A 22,771-nucleotide genomic window follows, 5' to 3' on the forward strand; every position below is an offset into this window, starting at 1 on the left:
CGCCACCCCGACCACCGAAGAACGAAGAACAAGGAGTACGACAATGACCGAACGCACCGCCACCGTGGCCTCCCGAGTGGGCCTGCACGCGCGCCCCGCCGCGATCTTCGCCGAGGCCGCAGGCGAGTACGAGAACCTCGAGATCACCATCCGCGCCGAGGGCGAGGACGCCGAAGAAGGCATGGACGCCGCGTCCGTGCTGTCCCTGATGTCCCTGGGCGCGTCCCACGGGGACAAGGTGGTGCTCGCCGCCGAGGGCGACGGCGCCGAGGCGGCCCTCGAGCACCTCGCCGGAATCATCGAGACGGACCTCGACGCCGAGTGAGCCGTCCCGCGGTGCGGACGCCGGGTCTTCTTCACGGAGGGCCCGGCGTCCGCCGTCCGGGGGTAGCCTGACCGGCATGGTTCGTTCTCTGATTCTGGCCGGTCTGGCCGCCGCCACCCTCGTCACGGTCCTCGCGGCCGTCCTCGGTCCCTGGGGGTGGTGGATCCCCGCCGTCGTGTTCCTCGCGCTGCTGCTCGTGGGGATCCGCGACGCCACGCAGCGCCGGCACTCGATCCTGCGCAACTTCCCCGTGCTGGGGCACATGCGGTTCTTCCTGGAGAAGATCCGCCCCGAGATCCAGCAGTACTTCATCGAGCGCAACTACGACGGCAAGCCGTTCGACCGTGACCAGCGCTCCCTCGTCTACTCCCGCGCCAAGGGCTTCAAGGGGGACAAGGCGTTCGGCACGGAGCTTGACGTCAACGCCCCGGGCTACGAGTACTTCGTGCAGTCCATCGCCCCCAAGCCCGCGCCGGAGGACGAGCACCGCGTGCGCCTGGGCGGGCCGGACTGCCGCCAGCCCTACGACGCCTCCCTGCTCAACATCTCCTCCATGAGCTTCGGCTCCCTGTCCAAGAACGCGGTGCTCGCCATGAACAAGGGCGCCGCGAAGGGCGGGTTCGCGCAGGAGACGGGCGAGGGCGGGCTGACCGGGTACCACCTGGCGCACGACGCCGACATCTTCTGGGAGTTCGGCTCAGGGTACTTCGGCACGCGGGACGCAGACGGCAACTTCGACCCGGAGATCTTCCGCCGCAAGGCCACCCTGCCGCAGGTCAAGGCCATCAACATCAAGCTCTCCCAGGGCGCCAAGCCGGGGCTGGGCGGTGTGCTGCCCGGGGCCAAGGTGACCGAGGAGATCGCCGAGGCGCGCGGGGTGCCCGTGGGACAGACGTGCATCTCCCCGGCGAGCCACTCGGCGTTCACCACCCCGCGGGAGCTCATCCGTTTCATCGCCCGGCTGCGGGAGCTCTCGGACGGCAAGCCGATCGGCTTCAAGCTGTGCGTGGGCTCGCGCGTGGAGGTGCTGGCCATGTGCAAGGCCATGATCGAGGAGGGCGTGACCCCGGACTTCATCATCGTGGACGGCTCCGAGGGCGGGACCGGTGCGGCGCCGCTGGAGTACCAGGACCACGTGGGCACCCCGCTCGTTGAGGGGCTCATCCTGATGCACAACGCGCTCGTGGGCTCGGGGCTGCGCGAGCGCATCAAGCTCGGCTGCGCGGGGAAGATCACCTCAGGGCACGACATCGTGCGCCACATCATCCAGGGCGCGGACTTCTGCATGAGTGCCCGCGCCATGATGATGGCCGTGGGCTGCATCCAAGCGCAGGCGTGCCACACCAACAAGTGCCCGGTGGGCGTCACCACGCAGAACCCGCAGCTCTACAAGGCGCTGGACGTCGAGGACAAGGGTGACCGCGTGGAGCGCTACCACCGCCTCACGGTGCAGGAGGCGGGGCAGATCATCTCCACCATGGGCTGCGAGCACCCGGAGGAGCTCACCCGCGAGATGCTGCGCCGCAAGGTCACCGCAACCCAGAGCATCTCCTACGAGTCGCTCTACCGCTGGCTGCAGCCGGGCGAGCTCTTCGACGGCGTGGAGGGTGGCTGGGGCGAGGACTGGCGCTACGCGGACCCGGACCGCTTCACCGCGGGTCACCCCGGCAAGTACGTGTTCAACGACCGCAGCCCCCTGGTTCCCGGTGGCGTGATCCCCGCGGTGGACCATGCTCCCGAGCGGGTCACGGTGGGTGGCGCGGCGGTCGGTGCCGAAAGCCACCACGACGACGCCGCGAGCACAGGCACACGGGCGGCGACACCGGCGTCGGGCGCGGGACAGGGCGACGAGGACACCACGACCGGCACGAGCAGACGCCCGGAGGGCCAGCCCGGCACCGAGGCTGGTGCGCAGCACACCACGCGGGACCCGTCGCCGGACGCGGAGCACGTGGACCCGGCGGAGGACTCCCGCACCCGGGACCCGGGGCTCGCCTGAGTCCGGGGGATACCATGTGAGGCGGCGGCGCCCCAGCGGTGCCCGCCCGACAACGTCAGAGCACGTCCGCGGTACAGGAGTGAGAGACCCTTGCGAGAATTCACGGCACGTTTTGCGACCGGCCAGGAAGTAGCCGAGTGGGACTCCCACGTCACCGCCAACCCCTCGGGCGGCAACCTGCTCCAGTCCGAGGCGTTCGCCGAGGTCAAGAAGGACCACGGCTGGAAGCCGGTGCACGTGGTGTACGAACCCACGGACGGCTCGCAGCCCAGCTACAACCTGGTGCTGGAGAAGTCCGTTCCTGTGCTCGGCAAGCTCTGGTACATGATCAAGGGCCCGGACGTGGCGAGCGTGGACGACATCCCCGGCATCGTCGCGGCCAACGAGCGCTTCGTGGCCGGTGCCGCCCACGGCGTGTTCGCCATCAAGTACGAGCCCGAGATCCTCGCCTCGGACTACGCCGCCGGGGTCTTGGCGCGCAGCGGACTCGTGAAGTCCTTCGAGATCCAGCCCAACGACTCCACCGCCGTGCTCGACACGGACATGGACGAGAAGGCCCTGCTGAAGTCCCTGCACTCGCGCGGGCGCAACGCCGTGCGCCGCGCCACCCGTGAGGGCTGCGAGGTGGAGCAGGTGCCGCTGACCGAGGAGAACATGCGGGCCATGTACGCCCTCATGGACTCCGTGGGCCAGGGCAACGCCAAGGTGAACCTGCGATCCTACGACTACTACAGGGCGTTCTGGACCGGCTTCGAGCGCCGCGGCCAGGGCCGGCTCTACTTCACGTACGAGGACGGCAGGCCCTCCGTGGGCGCGTACGTGATCGCCTACGGGAACAAGGGCACGTACAAGGACGGCGGCTCCAAGCCCCGCCGGAAGCAGTACGGCGACTCCCACCTGGTGCAGTGGAGCGCCATCACGGACCTGAAGCGGGACCACGGGATCGTGCAGTACGACTTCTGCGGCACTCCGCCCTCGGACCAGCTCAAGAACAAGGAGCACCACTACTACGGGCTCGGGCTGTTCAAGACGAGCTTCACGAAGACTGTCGTGGACTACGTAGGAGTTTGGGACCAGCCGCTCAGCCGGGCGAAATACGCTGTGTGGACCAGCGTGGCGGAGAAGGTCCAGCGCCAGCTCTGGGTGCGCCGCACCGGTCAGCCGTTCTACTGAGCCGGCCACCCACCTGAGCGGACACCCCGCCACCACGGCGCGCTCGCGGCTCACCCGCGGGCGCGCCACCACATGACAGACGAGTAGGACCTGCGGCGGCAGGGGAGGTTCATCCGACGTGAGCGTGACCGATCAGCTGACGCGTCTGGCGCACCAGGGATACCCGTCCTCGGGCGAGTCTGGGGACTCCGGGGGAGTCAACGGCGAGCCTTTCGGCCCTGGCGGGGACACCGCTCTGCACGCCGCGGTGCGGGGCACGGCACCGCGGCGCCGGATCGCGCCTACCGCCCGTCCCACCGAGGAGCAGGCGGCGCAGGCGCAGCGGTGCAGCGTGGCCGCGCACACGGCTCCCGGCGCGACGACGACGCCCCGCCTCCCTGACAAGCACGCCCCGGGTACGCACACTCCGGCCACGGCGTCGCCGAAGGCCACCGCCCTGCCGGTGCTCACCCCGCGCCAGATCGCGGAGCACCGGGCGGACAGCGGCCACCGCAGCGGGGTCCCCGCAGCGCTGGCCGAGCCGATCGGCAGCGTCTCGCGGCGCAGCGCGGCGGCCTCGACGTCCCCGGTCGAGCGGCCCGAGACGGTCGCGCACGAGATCGCACCGGCCACCACCGCCATTCCTCGCGCCACCTACCCGGCCACGAGGGTCAAGCCGAGCCGGGCGCCCCGTTCCCTGCTGCGCTCGCTCGTGCAGGGGGACACCGCCCCCACCGCCCCCATGCGGGTCGTGGACCGGCTCACCGCCACTCCGTTCCAGCACCTGCGCAAGTTCGGCGACAGCACGGAGCGCCAGGCCCGGCGCACCCTGAACTTCGCCCTGCGCCTGGCCGAGACCATGTTCCACTACGGTGCGGACGCCCTGGACGTGGAGAACGCGATCATCGCGGTGTGCGCCACGTACGGGGTGGAGAACCTGGACGTGGACATCACCAACCAGTCCGTGACGATCAACTACGTGGCGGAGAGCACCACTACGGGCAAGCTGGGCCGCGCAGCGTCGACCTCGAAGGACGCCCGCGGCGAGGGCGGCTCGAGCGCCCACCCGACCACCTCCTTCGACGGGGTCCCGGGCACCACGGCGGAGCACCGCCGGGCCGCGCCGTCCCAGGAGTCCCCCCAGGACCGGGACGAGCACGACCCGTGGGGGGACTCCACCACCTCGAGCCACACCGTGATGCGCGTGGTGCGCTCGTGGACGGACAACTACGCCGGTCTCGCCGACTCCCACCAGCTCGTGACCCGCATCATCGAGGGTGAGATGCCCCTGCGGGAGGCCGAGCGGGAGCTCAAGGAGATCAACGCCCGCCCCAAGCCGTACCCCCGGTGGATGGTACTGGCCGCGACGATCATCGCCGCGGGCACCCTGACCCTCGCGCTGGGCGGCACGATCGTGGGCGCGGTGGTGGCCATGGGCTCGGCCACCGTGGTGCAGCTCGTCACGGCCAAGCTGGGCGCGTGGCGGATCCCCGAGTTCTTCTCCCTGGGCGCCAACGCGCTGGTGATCACCCTGATCGCCATGGTGATCTCCGCACTGGGGGTGGAGCTGTACCCACCGAAAGTCATCGCCGGTGGGCTCATCATGTTGCTGCCCACCACCCGCATGGTCTCCACCATGCAGGACGCGATCAACGGCTTCCCCGTGACCGCAGCGGGCCGGCTGCTCTCCACCGCGATGGCATTCCTCGCCATCGTGGCGGGGATCGCGATCGGCGTCTCGCTGACCGTCCGACTGGCGGACGTGCCGGGCATCGACATCTCACAGTCGAGCTTCACTCCCGCGGGGGCACTGCGCAACGTGGTCTTCATGCTGGTCTCCACGGCGCTCGTCGCGGTGCTGATGCAGGCCAAGCCCCGGCACATCCCACCGGCACTGCTCGCGGCCTTCGCCGGGCTGCTCGTCTACCACGGGATCGGTCTCGTGGATCCCGGGGCGCGGCTGGCCACAGGCGCGGCCGCGGTGGTCAGCGGCTGCGTGGCGGCTCTGCTGGCGGCCCGCGCGCGCATCCCCCAGGCCGTGCTGGCCATCCCCGCCATGACGTTCCTGCTGCCCGGGCTCACACTCTTCCGCGGCATGTACGCCATCACGGTGGAGAACGAGACCGCGGGGCAGGGGATCACCGAGCTGCTCAACGCCATGGCCTCGATCGTGCTGCTGGCCGCCGGCGTGGTGCTCGCCAAGTACCTCATGCGCCCGTTCATCGAGCAGATGCAGCACCTCTCCCAGCGGCGCAACCGCCGCCGCTGAGGAGCTGACGGGTAGCCGCAGCCCTCTGATGTCTCAGCGCCCGGGCTGCTAGAGGATCTTCCCCACGGGCAGCTTCTTCTCCGCCTGGAAGACGTCCTCGGTGCGCCCGCCGGCCCAGTACCCCGACAGAGACACCCTGGAGCGGTCCAGGCCGCGCTGGTCGAAGAGCACCGCACGCGCAGCCTTCATGGCCTCGCGCTCGCCGTGCACGAAGGCCTGCACACCGCTGACGTCCTCGGGCCACGCGGCGTCCGCGATGCCCTGCACGAGCGCACGCTCACCGGGTGCCTCATCCGCGCGGTGCACCCACCGCACCGTGATCCCCTCCGGGACGGCCACGACCGAGAGGTCGAGCTCGTGGGCGGCGTCCTGGACCTCCAGGACCACCTCGCCCCGTGCGGAGACGGGCAGGGCCTCGAGATTCGCGAGCACGGCGGGCACGGCGGCGTCGTCGCCCGCGAAGAGGCTCCACGTGGCGTCCGGGTCCGGCATCCACTTGCCTCCGGGGCCGAGCGCCACCAGGCGGTCGCCGGGCGCGGCGGCGTCCGCCCACGGCCCGGCGTAGCCCTCGGAGCCGTGCAGGGCGACGTCGATCCACACCTCACCGGCGGCGGGATCCGTGCGGCGCAGGGTCATATGGCGGGAGACCGGCTGGTCCTCGGGGGCGGAGGTGTCCCGGACCTCCCAGTAGTCCGGCAGGGCGCCCGGGGCGGTGGCCGCGAGCGTGGTCTCCGAAAAGAAGATCAGCTTGACGTACTTCTCCGGGGCCTCGATGTCCTGGAAGTCCTGCGCGTTGTCGACGTGGCAGACCAGCCGGACCATGGCCGGGGAGAGCTGCAGGCGCTCGGCGACGGTGAGCTCGAGCTGGGGCTTGCGGGGACGTGCTGGAGCGGTTGTCATGCCTTCAGCTTAGGTGATCCTAACCTGGTAGCTCCCACGAGACGGGGTCCGCGCCCTGCTCCTGCAGCAGGGCGTTGGTGCGGGAGAAAGGGCGGGAGCCGAAGAAGCCGCGGGACGCGGAGAGCGGCGAGGGGTGGGCGGACTCCACCGTGGGCGCGCCGCCCAGCCAGGCCGCGGTGCCGCGCGCGTCGCGGCCCCACAGGATTCCCACGAGGGGCTGCTCGCGTGCGCCCAGGGATCGGATCGCGCACTCCGTGACCGCCTCCCAGCCCTTGCCCCGGTGCGAGGCCGGGGCACCGGCCTGGACGGTGAGCACCCTGTTGAGGAGCATGACCCCCTGCCCGGACCACGGGGAGAGGTCCCCGTGGTCCGGCGGGGCGATACCGAGGTCCGACTGCAGCTCCGCGTAGATGTTCTTCAGTGAGCGCGGCACGGGACGCACGTCCGGGGCCACGGAGAAGGAGAGCCCCATCGCGTGGCCCGGAGTGGGGTAGGGGTCCTGCCCCACGATCAGCACCTTGATGTCGGACAGCGGCTCGCGGAACGCGCGGAAGATGTTCTCCCCGGCCGGCAGCGTGTGGCGGCCCTGGGCGTGCTCGGCCCGCAGGAACTCGCCCATCGCGCGGATCTGACCCTCGACCGGTTGCAGGGCTTGCGCCCACTCCTCGTGCATGATCTCGTGCAGCGGACGCTGGGCGTTCACGGGGCCTCCCTGTGTCGGGTGCGGCGCGCACGGAGTGCTGGCGTGCGCGTTAGGGTGGGGACCATGTCTACCACGGGGGAGGAGCTCGACGAACTGGACCGCGCGATCCTGGAGCTGGAGTCCCAGCACTGGAAGTACCGGGGAGCCAAGGAGTCGGCGATCCGCTCGCGGCTGGGGCTGAGCCCTGTGCACTACTACCAGCGGCTCAACGCACTGATTTCCTCCGAGGCCGCCGCCCGGCACTCGCCCATGCTGATCTCGAGGCTGCGCCGCGCCCGCTCGCGCTGAGCGGTTTCCCTGCGGGCCGTGCCATACTCGGCGCCAGTCCGCGAGCCGCCCCGTGGAGCGCGCTGCACACTGTCCAGGAGAGCCAGACCATGAGCGAGTACCCCCGCGACGAGTTCGACGACGTCCCCGAGGACGGCGCCCGCCAGGGCGCGCACCGGGGCCACAACCCCGCCGCCCGCACCGGCTCCCGACGAGAGTTCCGTGCGATCCTCGTGACCGGGCTGCTTGCGCTCGCCCTCGGTGCCGTGTGCTTCGTCAATGCTCCGCGCACGGAGCAGGACATGTCGGCCTCCGCGCCGGCGGGCGCGGCGTCCGCGGTCGCCTCCGTGCCGGGGAACCGGCTGGCGCAGGCGGGGACGACGACGTCGCCCGTGGCCCTACTGGGTCAGGTGGCCGCGCTCTGAGGCACCGCGTTCAGCCAATGATGAAACCGGCGCCCCGTGGTGGCCTCTCGGTTGCGGTTCCTCGCGCGCCGGTGCCACTATTGTTTTAGCACTCAGTCGAGTGGACTGCTAACCGGGTCCGGTGGCGGTTCTCGGCATCCGGGTGAAACCACATCACGGTGAGGTGGACGCGGCGCGGTGAGGATCGTGCTGCGTTCCCGTCCGTCGCGGGCACCGTGATAACACGTCTTGTTTGTCAACCGTCCAGGAGGGACGAAACACATGGCAAAGATGATCGCATTCGACGAAGAAGCACGCCGCGGTCTGGAGAAGGGCCTGAACACCCTTGCGGACGCCGTGAAGGTCACGCTCGGCCCCCGCGGGCGCAACGTGGTCCTGGAGAAGTCCTGGGGCGCGCCCACCATCACCAACGACGGTGTCTCCATCGCCAAGGAGATCGAGCTCGAGGAGCCGTACGAGAAGATCGGCGCCGAGCTCGTCAAGGAGGTCGCCAAGAAGACCGACGACGTCGCCGGTGACGGCACCACCACGGCCACCGTGCTCGCCCAGGCCCTCGTGAAGGAAGGCCTGCGCAACGTGGCCGCGGGAGCGGACCCGCTGTCCCTGAAGCGCGGCATCGAGAAGGCCGTCGCCGCCGTGACCGAGCAGCTGCTGTCCTCTGCCAAGGAGATCGAGACCGAGGAGGAGATCGCCGCCACCGCGTCCATCTCCGCCGCCGATCCCGAGATCGGCAAGCTCATCGCCGAGGCGATGGAGAAGGTCGGCAAGGAAGGCGTCATCACCGTCGAGGAGTCCAACACCTTCGGGCTGGACCTCGAGCTGACCGAGGGCATGCGCTTCGACAAGGGCTACCTCTCCGGCTACTTCGTCACGGACGCGGACCGCCAGGAGGCCGTCCTCGAGGATCCCTACATCCTCATCGTGAACTCCAAGATCTCGGCCGTGAAGGACCTCGTCCCCGTGCTCGAGAAGGTCATGCAGACAGGCAAGCCGCTGCTGATCATCGCCGAGGACGTGGACGGCGAGGCGCTGGCCATGCTGGTGCTGAACAAGATGCGCGGTGCCGTGAAGTCCGTGGCAGTCAAGGCCCCCGGCTTCGGCGACCGCCGCAAGGCGCAGCTCGCGGACATCGCGATCCTCACCGGCGGCCAGGTCATCACCGAAGAGGTCGGTCTCTCGCTCGAGTCCGCCACGATCGACCTGCTGGGCCAGGCCCGCAAGGTCGTTGTGACCAAGGACGAGACCACCATCGTGGACGGTGCCGGCACGCAGGAGGAGATCGAGGGCCGTGTGGCTCAGATCCGCGCGGAGATCAACAACTCCGACTCCGACTACGACCGCGAGAAGCTGCAGGAGCGCCTGGCCAAGCTGGCCGGTGGCGTGGCAGTGCTCAAGGCCGGTGCGGCCACCGAGGTGGAGCTCAAGGAGCGCAAGCACCGTATTGAGGATGCCGTGCGCAACGCCAAGGCAGCCGTGGAGGAGGGCATCGTCGCCGGTGGCGGTGTGGCCCTCATCCAGGCCGGCGCCAAGGTGTTCGAGGCCCTCGACCTCTCGGGTGACGAGGCCACGGGCGCGAACATCGTGAAGGTCGCCATCGACGCGCCGCTCAAGCAGATCGCGCTGAACGCCGGTCTGGAGCCGGGCGTGGTGGTCGACAAGGTGCGCGGGCTCGAGACCGGATGGGGCCTCAATGCCGCCACCGGCGAGTACGAGGACCTCATGGCCGCGGGCATCAACGACCCCGTCAAGGTGACCCGCTCTGCTCTGCAGAACGCGGCGTCCATCGCCGGGCTGTTCCTCACCACGGAGGCCGTGGTGGCGGACAAGCCCGAGCCCGAGGCCGCCAGTGCGGGTGCGGGCGCCGATCCCATGGGTGGCATGGGCGGCATGATGTGATCTGCCCTCAATGAGGGATCCTCCCCGGCCGGTTCACTGGTCGGGAGGAGAACCGGAAGGACCCCGGGTACGCAGTGCGCGCGCCCGGGGTCCTTCTGCGTGTCGGGGTGCTTTGGAAGGATGTGTCCATGACGATCATCGCTTCCGCGGACGGCTCCGCGCTCGGCAACCCAGGCCCCGCGGGCTGGGCCTGGTACATCGACCCCACCTCGTGGCAGGCGGGGGGATGGGCGCACGGCACCAACAACCAGGGTGAGCTGACGGCGGTGCTGAACCTCCTGGAGGCGACCCGGCACCGCCGGGACGAGCCCCTGCGCGTGCTGTGCGACAGCCAGTATGTGATCAACTCCGTCACCAAGTGGATGCCCGGGTGGAAGAAGAAGGGCTGGAAGAAGCGGGACGGGAAGCCCGTGCTGAACGTGGACATCATGAAGGCCCTGGACAGGGAACTGGCCGGGCGGGACGTCAGCTTCGAATGGGTGAAGGGTCATGCCGGCCACGAGCTGAACGAGGCCGCGGACGAGCGCGCCCGCGCCATGGCCATGGCCTACCAGAAGCGCATGGATCCAGCCCGGATGCCCGTGGGCCCGGGCTTCCGCGACGACGCAGCCGCCGTCACCGTCGACGACGCCACCGTGACCGCCACGACCGTGAGCGGCCCGGACGAGCAGCCGGACCTGTTCTCCGAGCTCGCGCTGGGCGAGGACCTCTCGGGCCCGACTCATCCGGCGGACCCGTCCTCGGCTCCGGGCGACGCATCCACCGGCGCAGGCAGCCACGGAGGCTTTCCCCCGCACCTGGTGGTGGATGCGGTGTCACGGGAGATGGCGGTGCTCCGTTCCACCGCGCAGCAGCACGGCGCTGTGGACTTCCTGCACCGGGAGGCACTGTGTGTGGACACCCACGGCCGCTGCCTCACGGGGGAGGACGTCCTGGAGGTCCTGCGGGGTTCGGGGGCGGTGGACGAGACCCGGGTGACGAGTCTGGGCTCGGGCTCCTACCACCTGAGCTACCGCTCGGAGGAGCCCTCCGCGGTGACTCGCCGCAGCTCGGTGTGGGTCCGGGAGGACCAGCACAACGAGATGGGGCCGTGGCTGCTGCGCTACCACCAGGTCACCGCAGAGCACTGAGCGCGGTTCACCCCGCGAACATGCGCGCGTTGGCGGCCTCCGTCTCCGCGTACTGGGTGCCTGCGGCGGCGAGCGCCTGGTTGATCTGGGCAACCGCCTGCTCCATCTGCGCCTGGGCAGAGCGCCACGAGCGGAACGCCTCCTGGAAGCTCGCGGACGCGGTGCCGGTCCAGGAGGCTTCGAGGTCCGCGAGCGTTCCGGTCATGCCGTTGACCTCGGCGCTGAGCCGCTCGATGTGGCCGTGTGCCTGCTGAGACTTGGCGGCGATGGTGTCGCTGTCGACGACGAAGTGGGCCATGGTATTCCTCCCCGGAAACGGTGGTGATCCCGGCGCGGTGCCGGTCACGCCACGGTAGGTCCGGGGCCGGGTGGGCGACCCGGTCCGGGGCGGGGCTGGGGACTCAGACGTCGTCGGGTGCGCTGTCCACAGGTTTCGAGTGGGGGATCCGCACGGTGAAGGTGGCGCCGCCTCCCTCGGTCTCGGTGAGTTTCACGGAGCCTTCGTGCTGGTCGACCACCGCCGCGACGATGGACAGTCCTAGCCCCGTGCCACCCGTCTCGCGCGTGCGGGAGGAGTCGGCGCGGTAGAAGCGCTCGAAGACGCGCTCGGCGTCCTGCCCGTGGATGCCGGGGCCGTGGTCGCGGACCTGCAGCACCGCCGTGAACTCGCCGTCCACCGCGGACTCCAGCCCCACGGCCAGCTCGAGGGGCGAGCCGGCCGGGGTGTAGCGCAGTGCGTTGGTGAGCAGGTTCGCCACCACCTGCCGCAGCTTGGACTCGTCGCCGTGCACCCACGCCTCCTCCGGCGTGGAGTCGTGCAGCCCCCGGACCACCACCGAGCGGTCGGGAGCGGTGGCGTGGGCGTCCGAGGCGGCGTCATAGGCGAGGTGCAGGAGATCCACGGCGCGGTTGGCGGCCACGCGGCGCTCGTCGAGCCGAGCCAGGGTGAGCAGGTCCTCCACGAGCTGCGTCATGCGCTTGGACTCGGACTCGATGCGCTCCATCGCCTTGCCCACGTCCTCCGGGGTCTGCAAGGCGCCGTGGCGGTAGAGCTCGGAGTAGCCACGGATCGAGACGAGCGGGGTGCGCAGCTCGTGGGAAGCGTCCGCCACGAAGCGGCGCAGCTTGGTCTCAGAACGGGTGCGGGCGTCGAAGGCGTCCTCGATGTGGCCCAGCATGGCGTTGAGCGAGGCGGAGAGCTGACCGATCTCCGTCTGCGGGTTGTAGCCCTCCATGCGCTGGGAGAGGTCGCCGTCCGCGATCCGCGCGGCGGTGGCTTCCACCTGGCGCAGCGGCTGGAACGCGCGGGTCACCATGACCCAGCCCACCGTCATGGCCGCAAGCAGCGTGGCGAGTCCGAAGCTGAACGTCAGCAACCCCACCCCGGAGATGATCGCCGTTGTGCGGTCCAGGGGCTGGGCCACGGCCACGGACATGTCGAACATGGTCAGTTTCGTGGCCACCACCCGCCACTTGCGCTCGGGGGCACCCACGGAGCCGACAGTCTGTGCCTGCCCGTCGTGGGAGCGCACGTAGTCCAGTGTCAGTCCGCTGAGGTCCGGGGTGGCCTGCTGCTGGGAGGTGCTCGAGCTGCTGCGGGCGGTTGCAATGACGTTGGCGTCCTCGTCCAGCAGGAAGCCGGAGTTGGGCACGGGCGTGGTCACGTCCCCTTGCAGCGCGCTCGTCAGCACGGGGGCGACCGTGGGGATGGAGCTCGCCAGCTCGTCGTCGATGCTTGCCACGAGGTTGTCCCGCAGCACCGAGACCGCCACCAGCGTGGTCACCAGCACGCTGACGGCCAGCAGCAGCCCCGTCAGCGCCATCAGCTGGGAGCGCAGGGAGGCGGTGCGGAACCGGCGGGCCAGGAAGTTCAACGGATCAGTGGCGCTTGTCCGAGGAGCGCAACAGGTAGCCCACGCCGCGCTTGGTGTGGATCAGGGAGGGCTGCTCGGGGTCGTTGTCGATCTTGCGCCGCAGGTAGGAGATGTAGGACTCCACGATGGAGGCATCCCCGTTGAAGTCGTACTCCCACACGTGGTCCAGGATCTGTGCCTTGGACAGCACCCGGTTGGGGTTGAGCATGAGGTAGCGCAGAAGCTTGAACTCGGTGGGGGACAGGTCGATCTCGTGGTTCCCGCGGAAGACCTCGTGGGCGTCGTCGTCGAGGACGAGATCGTCCACCTTCAGGCGGGAGTCCTCCTCCTCGAGTGGCTGGGTCCGGCGCAGTACCGCGCGGATGCGCGCCACGACCTCGTCGAGGCTGAAGGGCTTCGTCACGTAGTCGTCGCCGCCCACGGTCAGGCCGGCCACCTTGTCATCGGTATCGTCCTTGGCCGTGAGGAACAGGATGGGAAAGTGCCGCCCGGCGGCCCGTAGCTTGCGGGTCACGGAGAACCCGTCGATGTCCGGGAGCATGACGTCCAGGACGGCGAGGTCCGGCTCCTCCGCCTCGGCCTTGAGCAGGGCGTCACGGCCGTTGGCTGCGGTGACGACCTCGAAGCCCGCGAATCGCAGGGAGGTGGCCAACAACTCGAGGATGTTGGGCTCGTCGTCGACGACGAGCAGCTTTGCTTCGGGATTTTTCGCATTCACGGTCGTCAGTATCTCCAAGTTTCCTGTGCGGAATCTGTTTCTGCACCGAAGAAGCTCTGGAAGTCCAGTCGGGGAGCGCTCAGGCCCGCGAGCGGCTTCGTGCGTTGCGCAGCAGCTCCACGCACATCAGCAGGAACGCGACCGGGAGGAAGACCGCCGGGAAGAGCGTGAATCCCGCCCAGAGGACGTGCCCGCCGGTGGAGGCTACGAGCACCGCGACGATGGACAGCGCGCACAGGCCCGCAATGACCAGGGCGACGAGCAGCAGGGTGGAGATGCCGCGCGGGGAGCCCGGGGCCGCGGGACCGGGGGCGGCGGCACCCGGGGCCGTGGAGCGGGGAGCGGCGGCAGAGGTGGTGTCAGGCATGCTCCCCAAGGTACCTCTCCCACGGCACGGGGCCCGTTACGCGGTGGGTTGAATCGGCAGGGGGCCGTGCGCGGGGGAGGATAAACTGTGGATTTCGTAGGCCGCGGCGTCCCGGGACCCGAGGACGCACCGGCACAGAGGCAGCGACGAGAGACTGAGGTGATCCCCGTGCCCACGGGCAAGGTCAAGTGGTTCGACGCAGACAAGGGTTTCGGCTTCCTGGCCACCGACGACGGCCAGGAAGTGTTCCTGCACTCGTCCGCGCTGCCCCGGGGAGTCACCACGGTGAAGCCCGGGACCCGCATGGACTTCGGGATCGCAGACGGCAAGCGCGGTGCCCAGGCGCTGTCGGCGACCGTCCTGAGCACACCGCCGTCGGTGGCGCGCAACACGCGCAAGCCGGCCGAGGAGATGGCGGGGGTCACGGAGGACCTCATCCGGCTGCTGGACGGCATGTCCAACGGGCTGCGCCGCGGCCACTACCCGGACCACGCGCACGGCAGGAAGATCGCGGCCATCCTGCGCACCGTGGCGGACGAGCTCGATGTCTGAGGCTGCCGGGACCGCCACGCACGGCGGAGAAGATGCCGCCCCCGGGCAGGGCCAGGAGGCGCTGCCGGTCGAGGAGAGGGAGCAGTCCGTGACGCAAGCCCTGGGCTCGGAGCCGGAGGCGGTGCACGAGGAGGCGCTGGTCCCCGCGGGGCCCGCGCAGGACAGCGCGGGCCCCGCGCCGGTGAAGGAGTCCGGTGCGGCCGACGACGCCGCACCGGCAGCTGCCACACCCCGCGCCCGCACCGGATCGCGAGCGGCCCGCACACGCGCACCCAAGCAGGACGCCGTGCTCACGGAGGCCGTTGCGCTGGCCCGCGAGGCGGTCGTGGACTCGCCCGAGGGCGGGGCAGCCGTGGGGGAGCACCTGGGCGTGGTCGTGCACGAGGACCGGCTGCTCACGCACCTCTTCGACTGTCGGCTGCGCGGCTACCCGGGCTGGACCTGGTACGCCACCGTGGCCCGCGCGCCGCGCACCAGGCACGTGACCGTGTGCGAGTCCGGACTGGTTGCCGGCCCGGACTCCCTCCTGGCGCCGGACTGGGTGCCGTGGGAGGAGCGGATGCAGGCGATGAACGACGAGGAGGAGAACGCTCAGGAGGACGCCGAGGGTTTCGACTCCGCCGACGAGCAGACGGGCGCCGAAACGGAAAGTACTGAGCCGGCGGGCACTCAGTCGACCGACACTGGGCGGCGGGACTCCCGCCGGGATGGCGAGCCCTCCGAGGGTGGCGCGTCATCCTAGGAGGCGGGCCCCGGAAGGGGCCCGGTGCCGCTGATCCCGAGCCCCGGACCACGGGGATGTTCCGCTCCCTGAGCGTTCGCAACTACCGGTTGTGGTTCCTCGGGGCGTTCGTCTCCAACATCGGCACGTGGATGCAGCGCACGGCGCAGTCCTGGCTGGTCTTCGACGAGCTGACGGACCACGACGCGACCGCCATGGGTGTGGTCATGGCCCTTCAGTTCGTCCCGCAGCTCGTCCTGGCGCCCTACGCCGGGGTGCTGGCCGACCGCTACGACCGGCGCAGGATCCTGGTGGTCACCCAGGGCGCCATGGCACTGCTCGCCGCGGGCCTGGGTGTCCTGCTGCTGCTCGGTCTTGCAGAGCTGCCCACGGTGTACGTGTTCGCGCTCGCTCTGGGGATCGTCGCCACGTTCGACGCCCCCGTTCGTCAGACGTTCGTCTCCGAGATGGTTCCGGAAACCCACCTGTCCAACGCCGTGGCGCTGAACTCCACCTCGTTCAACTCCGCGCGGCTGATCGGGCCCGCCGTGGCCGGTGTGCTGGTCGCCGCCGTGGGCACGGGGTGGGTCTTCATGATCAACACCCTCACGTTCGGCGCCATGATCTGGGCGATCTCGCTGATCGACGACGCCCGCCTGCGGCACTCCCCACGGGCGCAGCGGGCACGCGGGCAGATCCGGGAGGGGATCAGTTACGTCCTGCACCGCCCGGACCTCGTGGCCGTGATGAGCACGATCTTCGTGATCGGCACGTTCGGCATGAACTTTGCCGTCTACCTCGCTGCTATGGCGGGCGCGGTCTTCGGACAGGGTTCCCAGGAGTTCGGCGTGCTCAACTCGATGCTCGCGGTGGGCACGGTCACGGGCGCCCTGCTGTCCGCACGGCGGGCGAGCGCCCGGCTGCGCTACATCTTCATCGGGTGCGCCGCCTTCACGGTCTCGTGCCTGGGTGCCGCCACCTCGCCGTCCCTGTGGCTGTTCGCGGCGTGGCTCGTGCCGTGCGGGGTGTCGTCCCTGACGATCATGACCACCGCGAACGCGTATGTGCAGACCACCACGTCCCCCAGCATGCGGGGTCGGGTGATGAGCCTCTACATGGCCATCTTCATGGGCGGCACGCCGATCGGCGCCCCCGCCGTGGGGTGGCTGACCGACACTCTGGGCCCCCGCTGGGGCATGGGTTCCGCGGTGGCCGCGGGCGCCGTCGGCGTGGCCGTGGGCCTGCTGTTCGCCTGGCGGGTGCGTGGCGAGCGGGCGGAACTGCGCCCGTAGCGCAGGGGGCGACGACGCCTCGGGGCCGCCTTCCCGTCCGCGAGGCCTCAGCTCAGCCCGTTGGCCACGGTCCAGTCGATGCACTCCAGCAGGGCGCGAACGTCCCGCGGGGGCACCGAGGCGAAGGTGGCGATCCGCAGCTGGTTGCGCCCGAGCTTGCGGTAGGGCTCCACGTCCACCACGCCGTTGGCGCGCAGGACGGAGGCGATCCTGGCCGCGTCCACGGCGTCGTCGAAGTCCACGGTGCAGACCACAGGGGAGCGGTGTCCGGGCTCAGCGACGAACGGGTGGGCGACGTCGCTGAGCTCGGCCCAGTCGTAGACGAGCCCGGAGGTCTCCGCGGTGCGGGCTGCCGCCCAGGGCAGGCCGCCCTGCTCGAGCAGCCACCCGAGCTGCTCGTCGAGCATCACCAGCCCGGCGAGCGCCGGGGTGTTGTACGTCTGGTGCTTGCGCGAGTTCTCCACGGCGGTGCGCAGCGACAGCACGTCCGGCATCCACCGCCCGGAGGTTGCGACGCTCTCCACCCGCTCGAGTGCGGCGGGTGAGAACGCCGCGAACCAGATGCCGCCGTCGCTGCCGAAGTTCTTCTGGGGGGAGAAGTAGTAGACGTCCGTCTCGGTGAGGTCCACCGCCATGCCCCCGGCGGCGGAGGTGGCGTCCACGACGGTCAGCGCGCCGTCGTCCGCGTGCACCCGGCGCACCGGCATGGCCACGCCGGTGGAGGTCTCGTTCTGCGGCCACGCGTAGACGTCCACGCCGGACACGGCCTCCGGCCCCTCCGGGCGCGAGCCTGCCGGGGCCTCCACGACCACCGAGGGCTCCAGGAACGGGGCCCTGTCCGTGACGCTCGCGAACTTGGAGCCGAACTCTCCGAAGGACAGGTGCTCGGCGCGGGAGGCGACCAGGCTGAAGGCGGCAGCGTCCCAGAACGTGCTGGACCCGCCCAGCCCGAGCACGATCTCGTAGCCCTCCGGCAGCGAGAAGAACTCACCCAGGCGCCGCTGCACGCGGGCCACCAGGTCCTTCACGGGCGCCTGGCGGTGCGAGGTGCCCAGCAGCGAGGCTCCCGCGCGCTTCAGCGCGGCCACCTGCGCGGCGCGCACCCTGGACGGACCCGCCCCGAAGCGCCCGTCCTCGGGCAGCAGGGACGGGGGGATCACGGGTGTGCTGGTCACGGGTACTCCTCGGGGGCGACGACGGGGTGTCACCTCCCATTGTGCCCGCACCGGGCGGGTGCCACCCGCGGACTCCGTGGGCCCGTGGGCAACTGGATACAATCGAGGAGAATCTTCGAGAACAGGCCGAACGGCATTCTCCACCACCACACGGTTGACGTGCGCGCTCCCTGCGCAGAGATCTGAGGACGAACCATGAGCGGCGATCTGATCGACACCACCGAGATGTACCTGCGTACGGTGCTGGACCTGGAGGAGGAGGGCATCACGCCCATGCGGGCACGCATCGTGGAGCGCCTGCACCACTCCGGGCCCACCGTCTCCCAGACGGTCTCCCGCATGGAGCGCGACGGCCTGCTGTCCGTGGCCCCGGACCGTTCGCTGCGGCTCACGGAAACGGGGCGCACCATGGCCGTGTCCGTGATGCGCAAGCACCGTCTCGCCGAACGGCTGCTCTCGGACGTTGTGGGCCTCGACATGGCGCACGTGCACGAGGAGGCCTGTCGCTGGGAGCACGTGATGAGCGAGCGCGTGGAGCAGCGGCTGGTGGACCTGCTGGGCGATCCCGAGACCTCTCCGTACGGCACACCCATCCCGGCGCGTGGCTCGCAGGGGGCCCCCATCACCGCCACCGAGATCTTCCAGGGGCGTACCCTGCTGGACGTCGCCACCGAGGAGGGCTCCATGCATTACGTGGTGACCCTGCTGCCGGAGGTCGTGCAGGCGGACCCTGAGCTCATCGAGATGCTCAGCTCCGCAGAGATCCTGACCGGTTCGCATGTGACTGCGCAGCTGAACCCCCGGGACGAGCACCGGGTGCTCGTGACCCGGGTGGACTCGGGCGTGTCCCTGGACCTCGACGCCGCGACCGCGCGAGCCATCCGCGTGGGGGAGCTCGACTCCTGATCCTGCCGGCTGACCCGGGTGGCCGCGGCCGGCAGGACCGCAGGAGGAGCGCCGTGGAACGGTACTTGAACCCCGGGGGGGCACCCCCGGGGTTCGTTGCGCTGCCGTGACCTTCTGGTTCCCCGGTGTGACCTTCCGCATGTGGGGACACTCACGGGCTCGGGGCGCTCGGAAGCCGGGGCTGCTCCCGGGGATCACAGTGTTCCCCCTGGTCAGAGAGCATATTCAGGGGCGTGGAGCGGTGCTGGAGAACCATCCCGGTGGGTTCCACTCATATCTACGTGGTGATCAATCAGCCCCACTGGTGAGAAGCGATGCTCAATTCGTGACCCGTTGTAATCAAAACGTGACATTTTCGTTATCTGTCCTGTACAGTCATGACCGTGCCGATCACTGGTCGGATCCGGCACTCCCGAGCGCTCGCCGAGTTCTGCCATGCGCCCCCGGGACCCGTACACAGAAATCCGCATGGCAGAAGCGGGGGAACCACTTTCCGGGTTCGTTGCAGCCCAACGAATCCTCGGGGTTAAGCCGGCACGGAGCACCACCTCGTGCGGCCGGATGTCTCCCATCCGAACCCGACAGCTCACCTCGTAGGCGCAGGGAGGAACACTCATGTCTTTCGTGAAGCACAGCACTGCCCGCCACCGTGCCGAGACGTCCTCGCACGTGGTCCGCAACTCCACCGTTGCGGCCGTGGCCGCCGGCGCCGTCGTCGCCGGTTTCGCATCCCCGGCCCAGGCCGCGGGTGAGGTCGTCGACCTCGGAACCACGTCCTACTCCGTGACGTCCTACACCACGCAGTCCAGCGGCATGCTGGCCTCCAGCTCGGGCGTCAGCACGCAGTCGAACCACTCCGCCTCCGGCGTCGTCGGCACCGCGTACGAGGGCATCGGTGGCGCCTACGTCTGGGGAGGCACCGGCTTCAAGGCCTGGGACTGCTCCGGTTTCGTGCAGTGGGTCTACGCCCAGAACGGCATCAACCTCCCGCGCACCACGTGGGCTCAGTTCGCCGCCAGCACGCCCACCTCCAACCCGCAGCCCGGCGACCTCGTGTCGCAGAACGGCGGCTCGCACGTGGGGATCTACATCGGCAACGGCCAGATGATCTCCGCTCTCAATCCTTCGCAGGGCACCCAGGTTCACGCTGTGAACGCCATGCAGGTGGACGGCTACTACAGCGTCCGCTGAATCCCTCGGGAGGCGGGCGTCCACACGGATGACCGTGCTCCCGCGCTGAGCTAGACACTTGGTCCTGCGCGCCGCCCGGAGCCCCTCGGGCACGGAAGCGGCGCGCACCGGGCCGGAACACCTGAAATCGCAAGTAACCACATCACCGCCCGCACGGTGAACCGCGGTGTCCACACCGGATGCCGAAGGCTCACCGCACTTCTCGTGCCCTGGGTGGATACGAACGTGTTAGGAAAACTCACGCATGTCGAACGAAACCGCTACCACGGCCAAGGGCCTCTTCGCCGGTAAGGCCCGCACCGTGGCCGCAGTTGCCGCCTTCTCCGGTCTGGCGCTCGCCACCACCGTGTCCGTCCAGGCCACGCAGAACGCCGACGAGCAGGCTCCCGCCGCCGCCGTGTCCGAGGCCCCGGCTTCCGAGAACACGGTCTCCGCCGAGCCCGCAGCGAAGGCCGACAAGGCCGAGAAGGCCGCCAAGTCGGAGACCAAGAAGACCGACAAGGCCGAGGCCGCCGCTCCCGCCGTGCAGACGTCCGTGGTCGAGGCCGCTCCCGTGGCCGATGTGACCCCGCTGCAGGCTCCCGCGGCCCAGGCACCCGCCACCCAGGCTCCCGTGGTGACCACCGCCTCCGAGAACGTGACCCCGGTGGCCGAGCAGGCCCCCGTGTCCCAGGGCCGCCACGCCGCCCCGGCATCGCAGCAGACCATCCAGGCCGAGGCCGCGGCACAGAACTACACCGCCGTGTCGAACACGACCATTCCCGACACCACGGGCACCCAGAGCCAGAACACCGGTTGGACCGGCCACGCCACCGCCGACGTCGAGAAGACCCAGACCCCGGTTGCCGAGACGCCCGCCTCGACCACCAAGGTCTCCACGCAGTCCACCTCCGGCCAGTCCAGCTCCGCCAAGGGCAAGGCCATCCTGGGCGCAGCTCAGGACCAGATCGGCGTCAACCAGGACTGCACCGCCCTGGTGAGCAACTCCCTGAAGGCCGTGGGTATCAACTTCCACGGCTGGCCGGCCGAGTACAAGTCGCTGGGAACCGCTGTCTCCGCCGACCAGGCGCAGGCTGGCGACATCGCCTACTACGCTGACGGCGGCGCAGGCGTGGCCCACGTGGCGATCTACGCCGGCAACGGCCAGGCCGTGCACGGCGGCTGGAACGGCAACCAGACCGTCCAGACCACCGCGAACGTGGGCTCCGGCCCCGAGTACATCCGCGTCGGCTGATTCGGATCCTCCCGGCATGGCGGTGACCAGCCGCGTGCCACACCTCGTATCGAGTCGGGACCGGTTGTGTACCCGCTCCTGGCGCGAGCGACACGAGACGCAAGGACCCTGCACTGTGCAGGGTCCTTGCGTCTTTCCCGTACCCGGGTGGCGTTCGTACCCGGCCGGTGTTGGGGCGGGCGCCGTAGAATGGGGCCATGTCCACCGATTTCTCCCACGCGGCTCGCACCCCCCAGGACCAGGAGTTCACCTACTACGCGATCGGCATGGTGGCTGGCGCTGTCCCAGGCATCATTGTGGGTTTCCTGGTGGCGGCCTTCGCGGGCCACGTCGCCATGTGGCTGTCCGTCTTCGGCGGTGTGGGCATCATCATCGGTCTGGTGGTGGCGTCCCTGCTCTTCCGTAGACGCCGCGCGGCCGCCCGCCGTGAGGAGACATCAGCGCCGGGCGCGGCGGCCCCCAACGCGGAGTCCCCTGACGCCGACGACGCCGCGTCGCAGACGTCGCTGCCCCGCTGCTAGTTCGCGCGGCGCCGGGTTGCGGCTGCGTCCTGCGTCCTGCGTCCCCGCAGGGTGTGTTCTCTCGTCACCGCGCGGTGAGCTCGGTGATCTCCCGCGAGACGTTCTCCCGCGCCCGGTGCTCCCACAGATCCACCGCAACGGGGTCGTGGAACAGCGCCGGCGCCGAGAGCAGCTGCCGCATCACCTCCGCGCGGGCCGCGCGGAACTCCGCCTCCGGAACCCGGGCGTACTCGCGCCGCACGGCCTCCGAGTAGCGGGCGTACTCCTGCGGCGAGGCCCCCAGGATGCTGAGGTCCGCGTCCACCAGCAGGCACGCGTGACGGTCCTCGGGGCCGGGGCGGTGCTCGAGCGTCACCAGCACGAGCTCGGCAACCCGTTCCGCGGCGTCCGGGGTCCAGCCCGCGGCGGTCAGCTCACAGCGTGCGAGCTCGGCGGACGCCCGCTCGTCCTCACCTGCCCGGCCCTCGTGGACGGCGTCGTGGAACCATGCCGCGAGCAGCAGCTCGGGCTCTGGACGGCCGACGGTGAGCCGGTCGAGGGCCTCCAGCACGCGCAGCAGGTGGGAGGTGTCGTGGTAGGTCCTGTGGGGTTCGTTCCAGCGCTCGAGCAGGGCCGCGCCGAGTTCCGCGTGCCCCGGGAAGTGGCGAGCCCAGCGGGCGGTGAGCGCGGCGGTGATCTTGGCCGGGCGACGTCGTGCGGGGATCCGCAGGCCGCTTCGGATCAGCAGCCGCGCGAGCTGCTTGCCGTCCACGGCCACTGCGCCCAGGGCCACCGCGTCTGCGTGCCGGTGTGCTGGGACGTCGTAGTGGTCCTCGTCGAAGGCGCGCACGGAGACCCCGAGCTCCTGGGCGAAGCCGTGCAGCTCCTCGAGGGACGCGTCCGAGACCAGGTGGGAGAAGACGGTGCCGTGGGCGGGCCACCGGGGCGGGTCGATGTAGACGGTCATGTCCCCATTGTGCGCCCGACTCGCGGGTGGCCCGCCGCGCCGATAAAGTGGGACAGCGTTGCCCTCGTAGCTCAGGGGATAGAGCACGGCTCTCCTAAAGCCGGTGTCGTTGGTTCGAATCCAATCGGGGGCACGAGAAGTGCCCCACCCGTTCTCGGGTGGGGCACCGTCGTGTCCGGGGGCCTCGTGTCCGGTGGTTGCGGCGGGG

Annotated in this window: 23 protein-coding genes, 1 tRNA gene and 1 riboswitch; of the genes, 16 read left to right on the forward strand and 8 right to left on the reverse strand. The window is 70.1% G+C overall.

What is annotated here, in order from left to right:
* Positions 1-43 precede the first annotated feature (43 nt).
* The 4 genes from ABD264_RS11935 (at position 44) to ABD264_RS11950 (ending at position 5,745) form a co-directional block, all read left to right on the forward strand.
* Complete coding sequence (locus ABD264_RS11935; RefSeq protein ID WP_055085040.1) at positions 44-325, forward strand: HPr family phosphocarrier protein; 282 nt, start codon at positions 44-46, stop codon at positions 323-325.
* A 76-nt stretch (positions 326-401) separates the two neighbouring features.
* The gene (locus tag ABD264_RS11940) at positions 402-2,324 is read left to right on the forward strand and encodes an FMN-binding glutamate synthase family protein (RefSeq protein WP_344206243.1); all 1,923 of its coding nucleotides are present in this window, start codon (positions 402-404) and stop codon (positions 2,322-2,324) included.
* A gap of 90 nt (positions 2,325-2,414) precedes the next feature.
* Positions 2,415-3,497, forward strand: a complete 1,083-nt coding sequence (locus ABD264_RS11945) for a lipid II:glycine glycyltransferase FemX (RefSeq protein ID WP_094393539.1) — start codon at positions 2,415-2,417, stop codon at positions 3,495-3,497.
* Between the two features lie 118 nt (positions 3,498-3,615).
* Positions 3,616-5,745 (forward strand): threonine/serine exporter family protein, encoded by a 2,130-nt coding sequence (locus tag ABD264_RS11950; RefSeq protein ID WP_145010642.1) that lies wholly within the window; start codon positions 3,616-3,618, stop codon positions 5,743-5,745.
* Between the two features lie 48 nt (positions 5,746-5,793).
* Here ABD264_RS11950 and ABD264_RS11955 read toward each other — a convergent pair whose 3' ends face one another.
* Together ABD264_RS11955 and ABD264_RS11960 are read right to left on the reverse strand one after the other, a co-directional pair.
* On the reverse strand, positions 5,794-6,645 hold the full coding sequence (locus ABD264_RS11955; RefSeq protein WP_144942428.1) for a siderophore-interacting protein: 852 nt from the start codon (positions 6,643-6,645) through the stop codon (positions 5,794-5,796).
* A gap of 19 nt (positions 6,646-6,664) precedes the next feature.
* Positions 6,665-7,348 carry a uracil-DNA glycosylase gene (locus ABD264_RS11960; RefSeq protein WP_144942427.1) on the reverse strand — a complete coding sequence of 228 codons (684 nt, stop codon included), beginning with the start codon at positions 7,346-7,348 and terminating at the stop codon, positions 6,665-6,667.
* 63 nt (positions 7,349-7,411) lie between these two features.
* On the opposite strand from ABD264_RS11960, the gene ABD264_RS11965 reads away from it, so the two are divergent.
* From ABD264_RS11965 to ABD264_RS11980, 4 genes are all read left to right on the forward strand, one after another.
* Positions 7,412-7,636, forward strand: a complete 225-nt coding sequence (locus tag ABD264_RS11965; protein WP_144942426.1) for a DUF3263 domain-containing protein — start codon at positions 7,412-7,414, stop codon at positions 7,634-7,636.
* 89 nt (positions 7,637-7,725) lie between these two features.
* Entirely contained in the window at positions 7,726-8,040 is a 315-nt protein-coding gene (locus tag ABD264_RS11970) for a hypothetical protein (RefSeq protein WP_244944782.1), read from the forward strand.
* 261 nt (positions 8,041-8,301) lie between these two features.
* Complete coding sequence (groL, locus tag ABD264_RS11975) at positions 8,302-9,936, forward strand: chaperonin GroEL (protein ID WP_303106513.1); 1,635 nt, start codon at positions 8,302-8,304, stop codon at positions 9,934-9,936.
* 128 nt (positions 9,937-10,064) lie between these two features.
* The gene (locus ABD264_RS11980) at positions 10,065-11,066 is read left to right on the forward strand and encodes an RNase H family protein (RefSeq protein ID WP_344206250.1); all 1,002 of its coding nucleotides are present in this window, start codon (positions 10,065-10,067) and stop codon (positions 11,064-11,066) included.
* A gap of 7 nt (positions 11,067-11,073) precedes the next feature.
* Here ABD264_RS11980 and ABD264_RS11985 read toward each other — a convergent pair whose 3' ends face one another.
* From ABD264_RS11985 to ABD264_RS12000, 4 genes are all read right to left on the reverse strand, one after another.
* A complete protein-coding gene (locus ABD264_RS11985) occupies positions 11,074-11,364 on the reverse strand; it encodes a WXG100 family type VII secretion target (protein ID WP_144942423.1) in 291 nt (96 codons plus the stop codon).
* A 103-nt stretch (positions 11,365-11,467) separates the two neighbouring features.
* Entirely contained in the window at positions 11,468-12,940 is a 1,473-nt protein-coding gene (locus tag ABD264_RS11990) for a sensor histidine kinase (RefSeq protein ID WP_186366711.1), read from the reverse strand.
* Between the two features lie 4 nt (positions 12,941-12,944).
* On the reverse strand, positions 12,945-13,658 hold the full coding sequence (locus ABD264_RS11995) for a response regulator transcription factor (protein ID WP_144942422.1): 714 nt from the start codon (positions 13,656-13,658) through the stop codon (positions 12,945-12,947).
* A gap of 79 nt (positions 13,659-13,737) precedes the next feature.
* Positions 13,738-14,025, reverse strand: coding sequence for a hypothetical protein (locus ABD264_RS12000; protein ID WP_344206253.1), 288 nt, complete (start codon positions 14,023-14,025; stop codon positions 13,738-13,740).
* 168 nt (positions 14,026-14,193) lie between these two features.
* Here ABD264_RS12000 and ABD264_RS12005 point away from each other — a divergent pair, with 168 nt between their 5' ends.
* Genes ABD264_RS12005 through ABD264_RS12015 form a run of 3 tightly spaced genes read left to right on the forward strand, consistent with a single transcriptional unit; the run spans position 14,194 to position 16,590 of the window.
* Complete coding sequence (locus ABD264_RS12005; RefSeq protein ID WP_144942420.1) at positions 14,194-14,577, forward strand: cold-shock protein; 384 nt, start codon at positions 14,194-14,196, stop codon at positions 14,575-14,577.
* Positions 14,570-15,319, forward strand: a complete 750-nt coding sequence (locus tag ABD264_RS12010; protein ID WP_303106518.1) for a DUF3027 domain-containing protein — start codon at positions 14,570-14,572, stop codon at positions 15,317-15,319. Before ABD264_RS12005 ends, ABD264_RS12010 begins: the two co-directional genes overlap by 8 nt.
* A 56-nt stretch (positions 15,320-15,375) precedes the next feature.
* Positions 15,376-16,590: an MFS transporter gene (locus ABD264_RS12015; RefSeq protein ID WP_144942418.1), complete on the forward strand. Its 1,215-nt coding sequence runs from the start codon at positions 15,376-15,378 to the stop codon at positions 16,588-16,590.
* Positions 16,591-16,637: 47 nt separating this feature from the next.
* Here the strand turns inward: ABD264_RS12015 and serC are convergent, their stop codons facing one another.
* Positions 16,638-17,765: a phosphoserine transaminase gene (gene serC / locus ABD264_RS12020; protein ID WP_144942417.1), complete on the reverse strand. Its 1,128-nt coding sequence runs from the start codon at positions 17,763-17,765 to the stop codon at positions 16,638-16,640.
* 195 nt (positions 17,766-17,960) lie between these two features.
* Here serC and ABD264_RS12025 point away from each other — a divergent pair, with 195 nt between their 5' ends.
* The 4 genes from ABD264_RS12025 to ABD264_RS12040 all read left to right on the forward strand — a co-directional run bounded on the left by ABD264_RS12025 (position 17,961) and on the right by ABD264_RS12040 (position 21,617).
* Positions 17,961-18,671 carry a metal-dependent transcriptional regulator gene (locus tag ABD264_RS12025; protein WP_344206257.1) on the forward strand — a complete coding sequence of 237 codons (711 nt, stop codon included), beginning with the start codon at positions 17,961-17,963 and terminating at the stop codon, positions 18,669-18,671.
* Positions 18,672-19,116: 445 nt separating this feature from the next.
* Positions 19,117-19,283: riboswitch (cyclic di-AMP (ydaO/yuaA leader) on the forward strand.
* A 3-nt stretch (positions 19,284-19,286) separates the two neighbouring features.
* The gene (locus ABD264_RS12030; RefSeq protein WP_145010639.1) at positions 19,287-19,862 is read left to right on the forward strand and encodes a C40 family peptidase; all 576 of its coding nucleotides are present in this window, start codon (positions 19,287-19,289) and stop codon (positions 19,860-19,862) included.
* 244 nt (positions 19,863-20,106) lie between these two features.
* Complete coding sequence (locus ABD264_RS12035; RefSeq protein ID WP_344206259.1) at positions 20,107-21,096, forward strand: C40 family peptidase; 990 nt, start codon at positions 20,107-20,109, stop codon at positions 21,094-21,096.
* Between the two features lie 197 nt (positions 21,097-21,293).
* Entirely contained in the window at positions 21,294-21,617 is a 324-nt protein-coding gene (locus ABD264_RS12040; protein WP_144942413.1) for a hypothetical protein, read from the forward strand.
* Between the two features lie 64 nt (positions 21,618-21,681).
* Here the strand turns inward: ABD264_RS12040 and ABD264_RS12045 are convergent, their stop codons facing one another.
* Complete coding sequence (locus ABD264_RS12045; RefSeq protein ID WP_144942412.1) at positions 21,682-22,563, reverse strand: DUF4031 domain-containing protein; 882 nt, start codon at positions 22,561-22,563, stop codon at positions 21,682-21,684.
* A gap of 60 nt (positions 22,564-22,623) precedes the next feature.
* On the opposite strand from ABD264_RS12045, the gene ABD264_RS12050 reads away from it, so the two are divergent.
* Positions 22,624-22,696: transfer RNA gene (locus ABD264_RS12050), tRNA-Arg, on the forward strand.
* Positions 22,697-22,771: the final 75 nt, after the last annotated feature.

The sequence above is a fragment of the Kocuria salsicia genome, assembly GCF_039532055.1.
Lineage (GTDB): Bacteria > Actinomycetota > Actinomycetes > Actinomycetales > Micrococcaceae > Kocuria > Kocuria salsicia.

Excerpts from the sequence above, each read along its gene's own strand:
- ABD264_RS11935 (WP_055085040.1), top strand. The coding sequence starts at position 44 with ATGACCGAACGCACCGCCACCGTGGCCTCCCGAGTGGGCCTGCACGCG.
- ABD264_RS12030 (WP_145010639.1), top strand. The coding sequence starts at position 19,287 with ATGTCTTTCGTGAAGCACAGCACTGCCCGCCACCGTGCCGAGACGTCC.
- ABD264_RS11940 (WP_344206243.1), top strand. The coding sequence starts at position 402 with ATGGTTCGTTCTCTGATTCTGGCCGGTCTGGCCGCCGCCACCCTCGTC.
- ABD264_RS11985 (WP_144942423.1), bottom strand. The coding sequence starts at position 11,364 with ATGGCCCACTTCGTCGTCGACAGCGACACCATCGCCGCCAAGTCTCAG.
- ABD264_RS11970 (WP_244944782.1), top strand. The coding sequence starts at position 7,726 with ATGAGCGAGTACCCCCGCGACGAGTTCGACGACGTCCCCGAGGACGGC.
- ABD264_RS12015 (WP_144942418.1), top strand. The coding sequence starts at position 15,376 with ATGTTCCGCTCCCTGAGCGTTCGCAACTACCGGTTGTGGTTCCTCGGG.
- ABD264_RS11955 (WP_144942428.1), bottom strand. The coding sequence starts at position 6,645 with ATGACAACCGCTCCAGCACGTCCCCGCAAGCCCCAGCTCGAGCTCACC.
- ABD264_RS11980 (WP_344206250.1), top strand. The coding sequence starts at position 10,065 with ATGACGATCATCGCTTCCGCGGACGGCTCCGCGCTCGGCAACCCAGGC.
- ABD264_RS11965 (WP_144942426.1), top strand. The coding sequence starts at position 7,412 with ATGTCTACCACGGGGGAGGAGCTCGACGAACTGGACCGCGCGATCCTG.
- ABD264_RS12010 (WP_303106518.1), top strand. The coding sequence starts at position 14,570 with ATGTCTGAGGCTGCCGGGACCGCCACGCACGGCGGAGAAGATGCCGCC.
- ABD264_RS12000 (WP_344206253.1), bottom strand. The coding sequence starts at position 14,025 with ATGCCTGACACCACCTCTGCCGCCGCTCCCCGCTCCACGGCCCCGGGT.
- ABD264_RS12040 (WP_144942413.1), top strand. The coding sequence starts at position 21,294 with ATGTCCACCGATTTCTCCCACGCGGCTCGCACCCCCCAGGACCAGGAG.
- ABD264_RS12045 (WP_144942412.1), bottom strand. The coding sequence starts at position 22,563 with ATGACCGTCTACATCGACCCGCCCCGGTGGCCCGCCCACGGCACCGTC.
- ABD264_RS12035 (WP_344206259.1), top strand. The coding sequence starts at position 20,107 with ATGTCGAACGAAACCGCTACCACGGCCAAGGGCCTCTTCGCCGGTAAG.
- ABD264_RS12025 (WP_344206257.1), top strand. The coding sequence starts at position 17,961 with ATGAGCGGCGATCTGATCGACACCACCGAGATGTACCTGCGTACGGTG.
- groL (WP_303106513.1), top strand. The coding sequence starts at position 8,302 with ATGGCAAAGATGATCGCATTCGACGAAGAAGCACGCCGCGGTCTGGAG.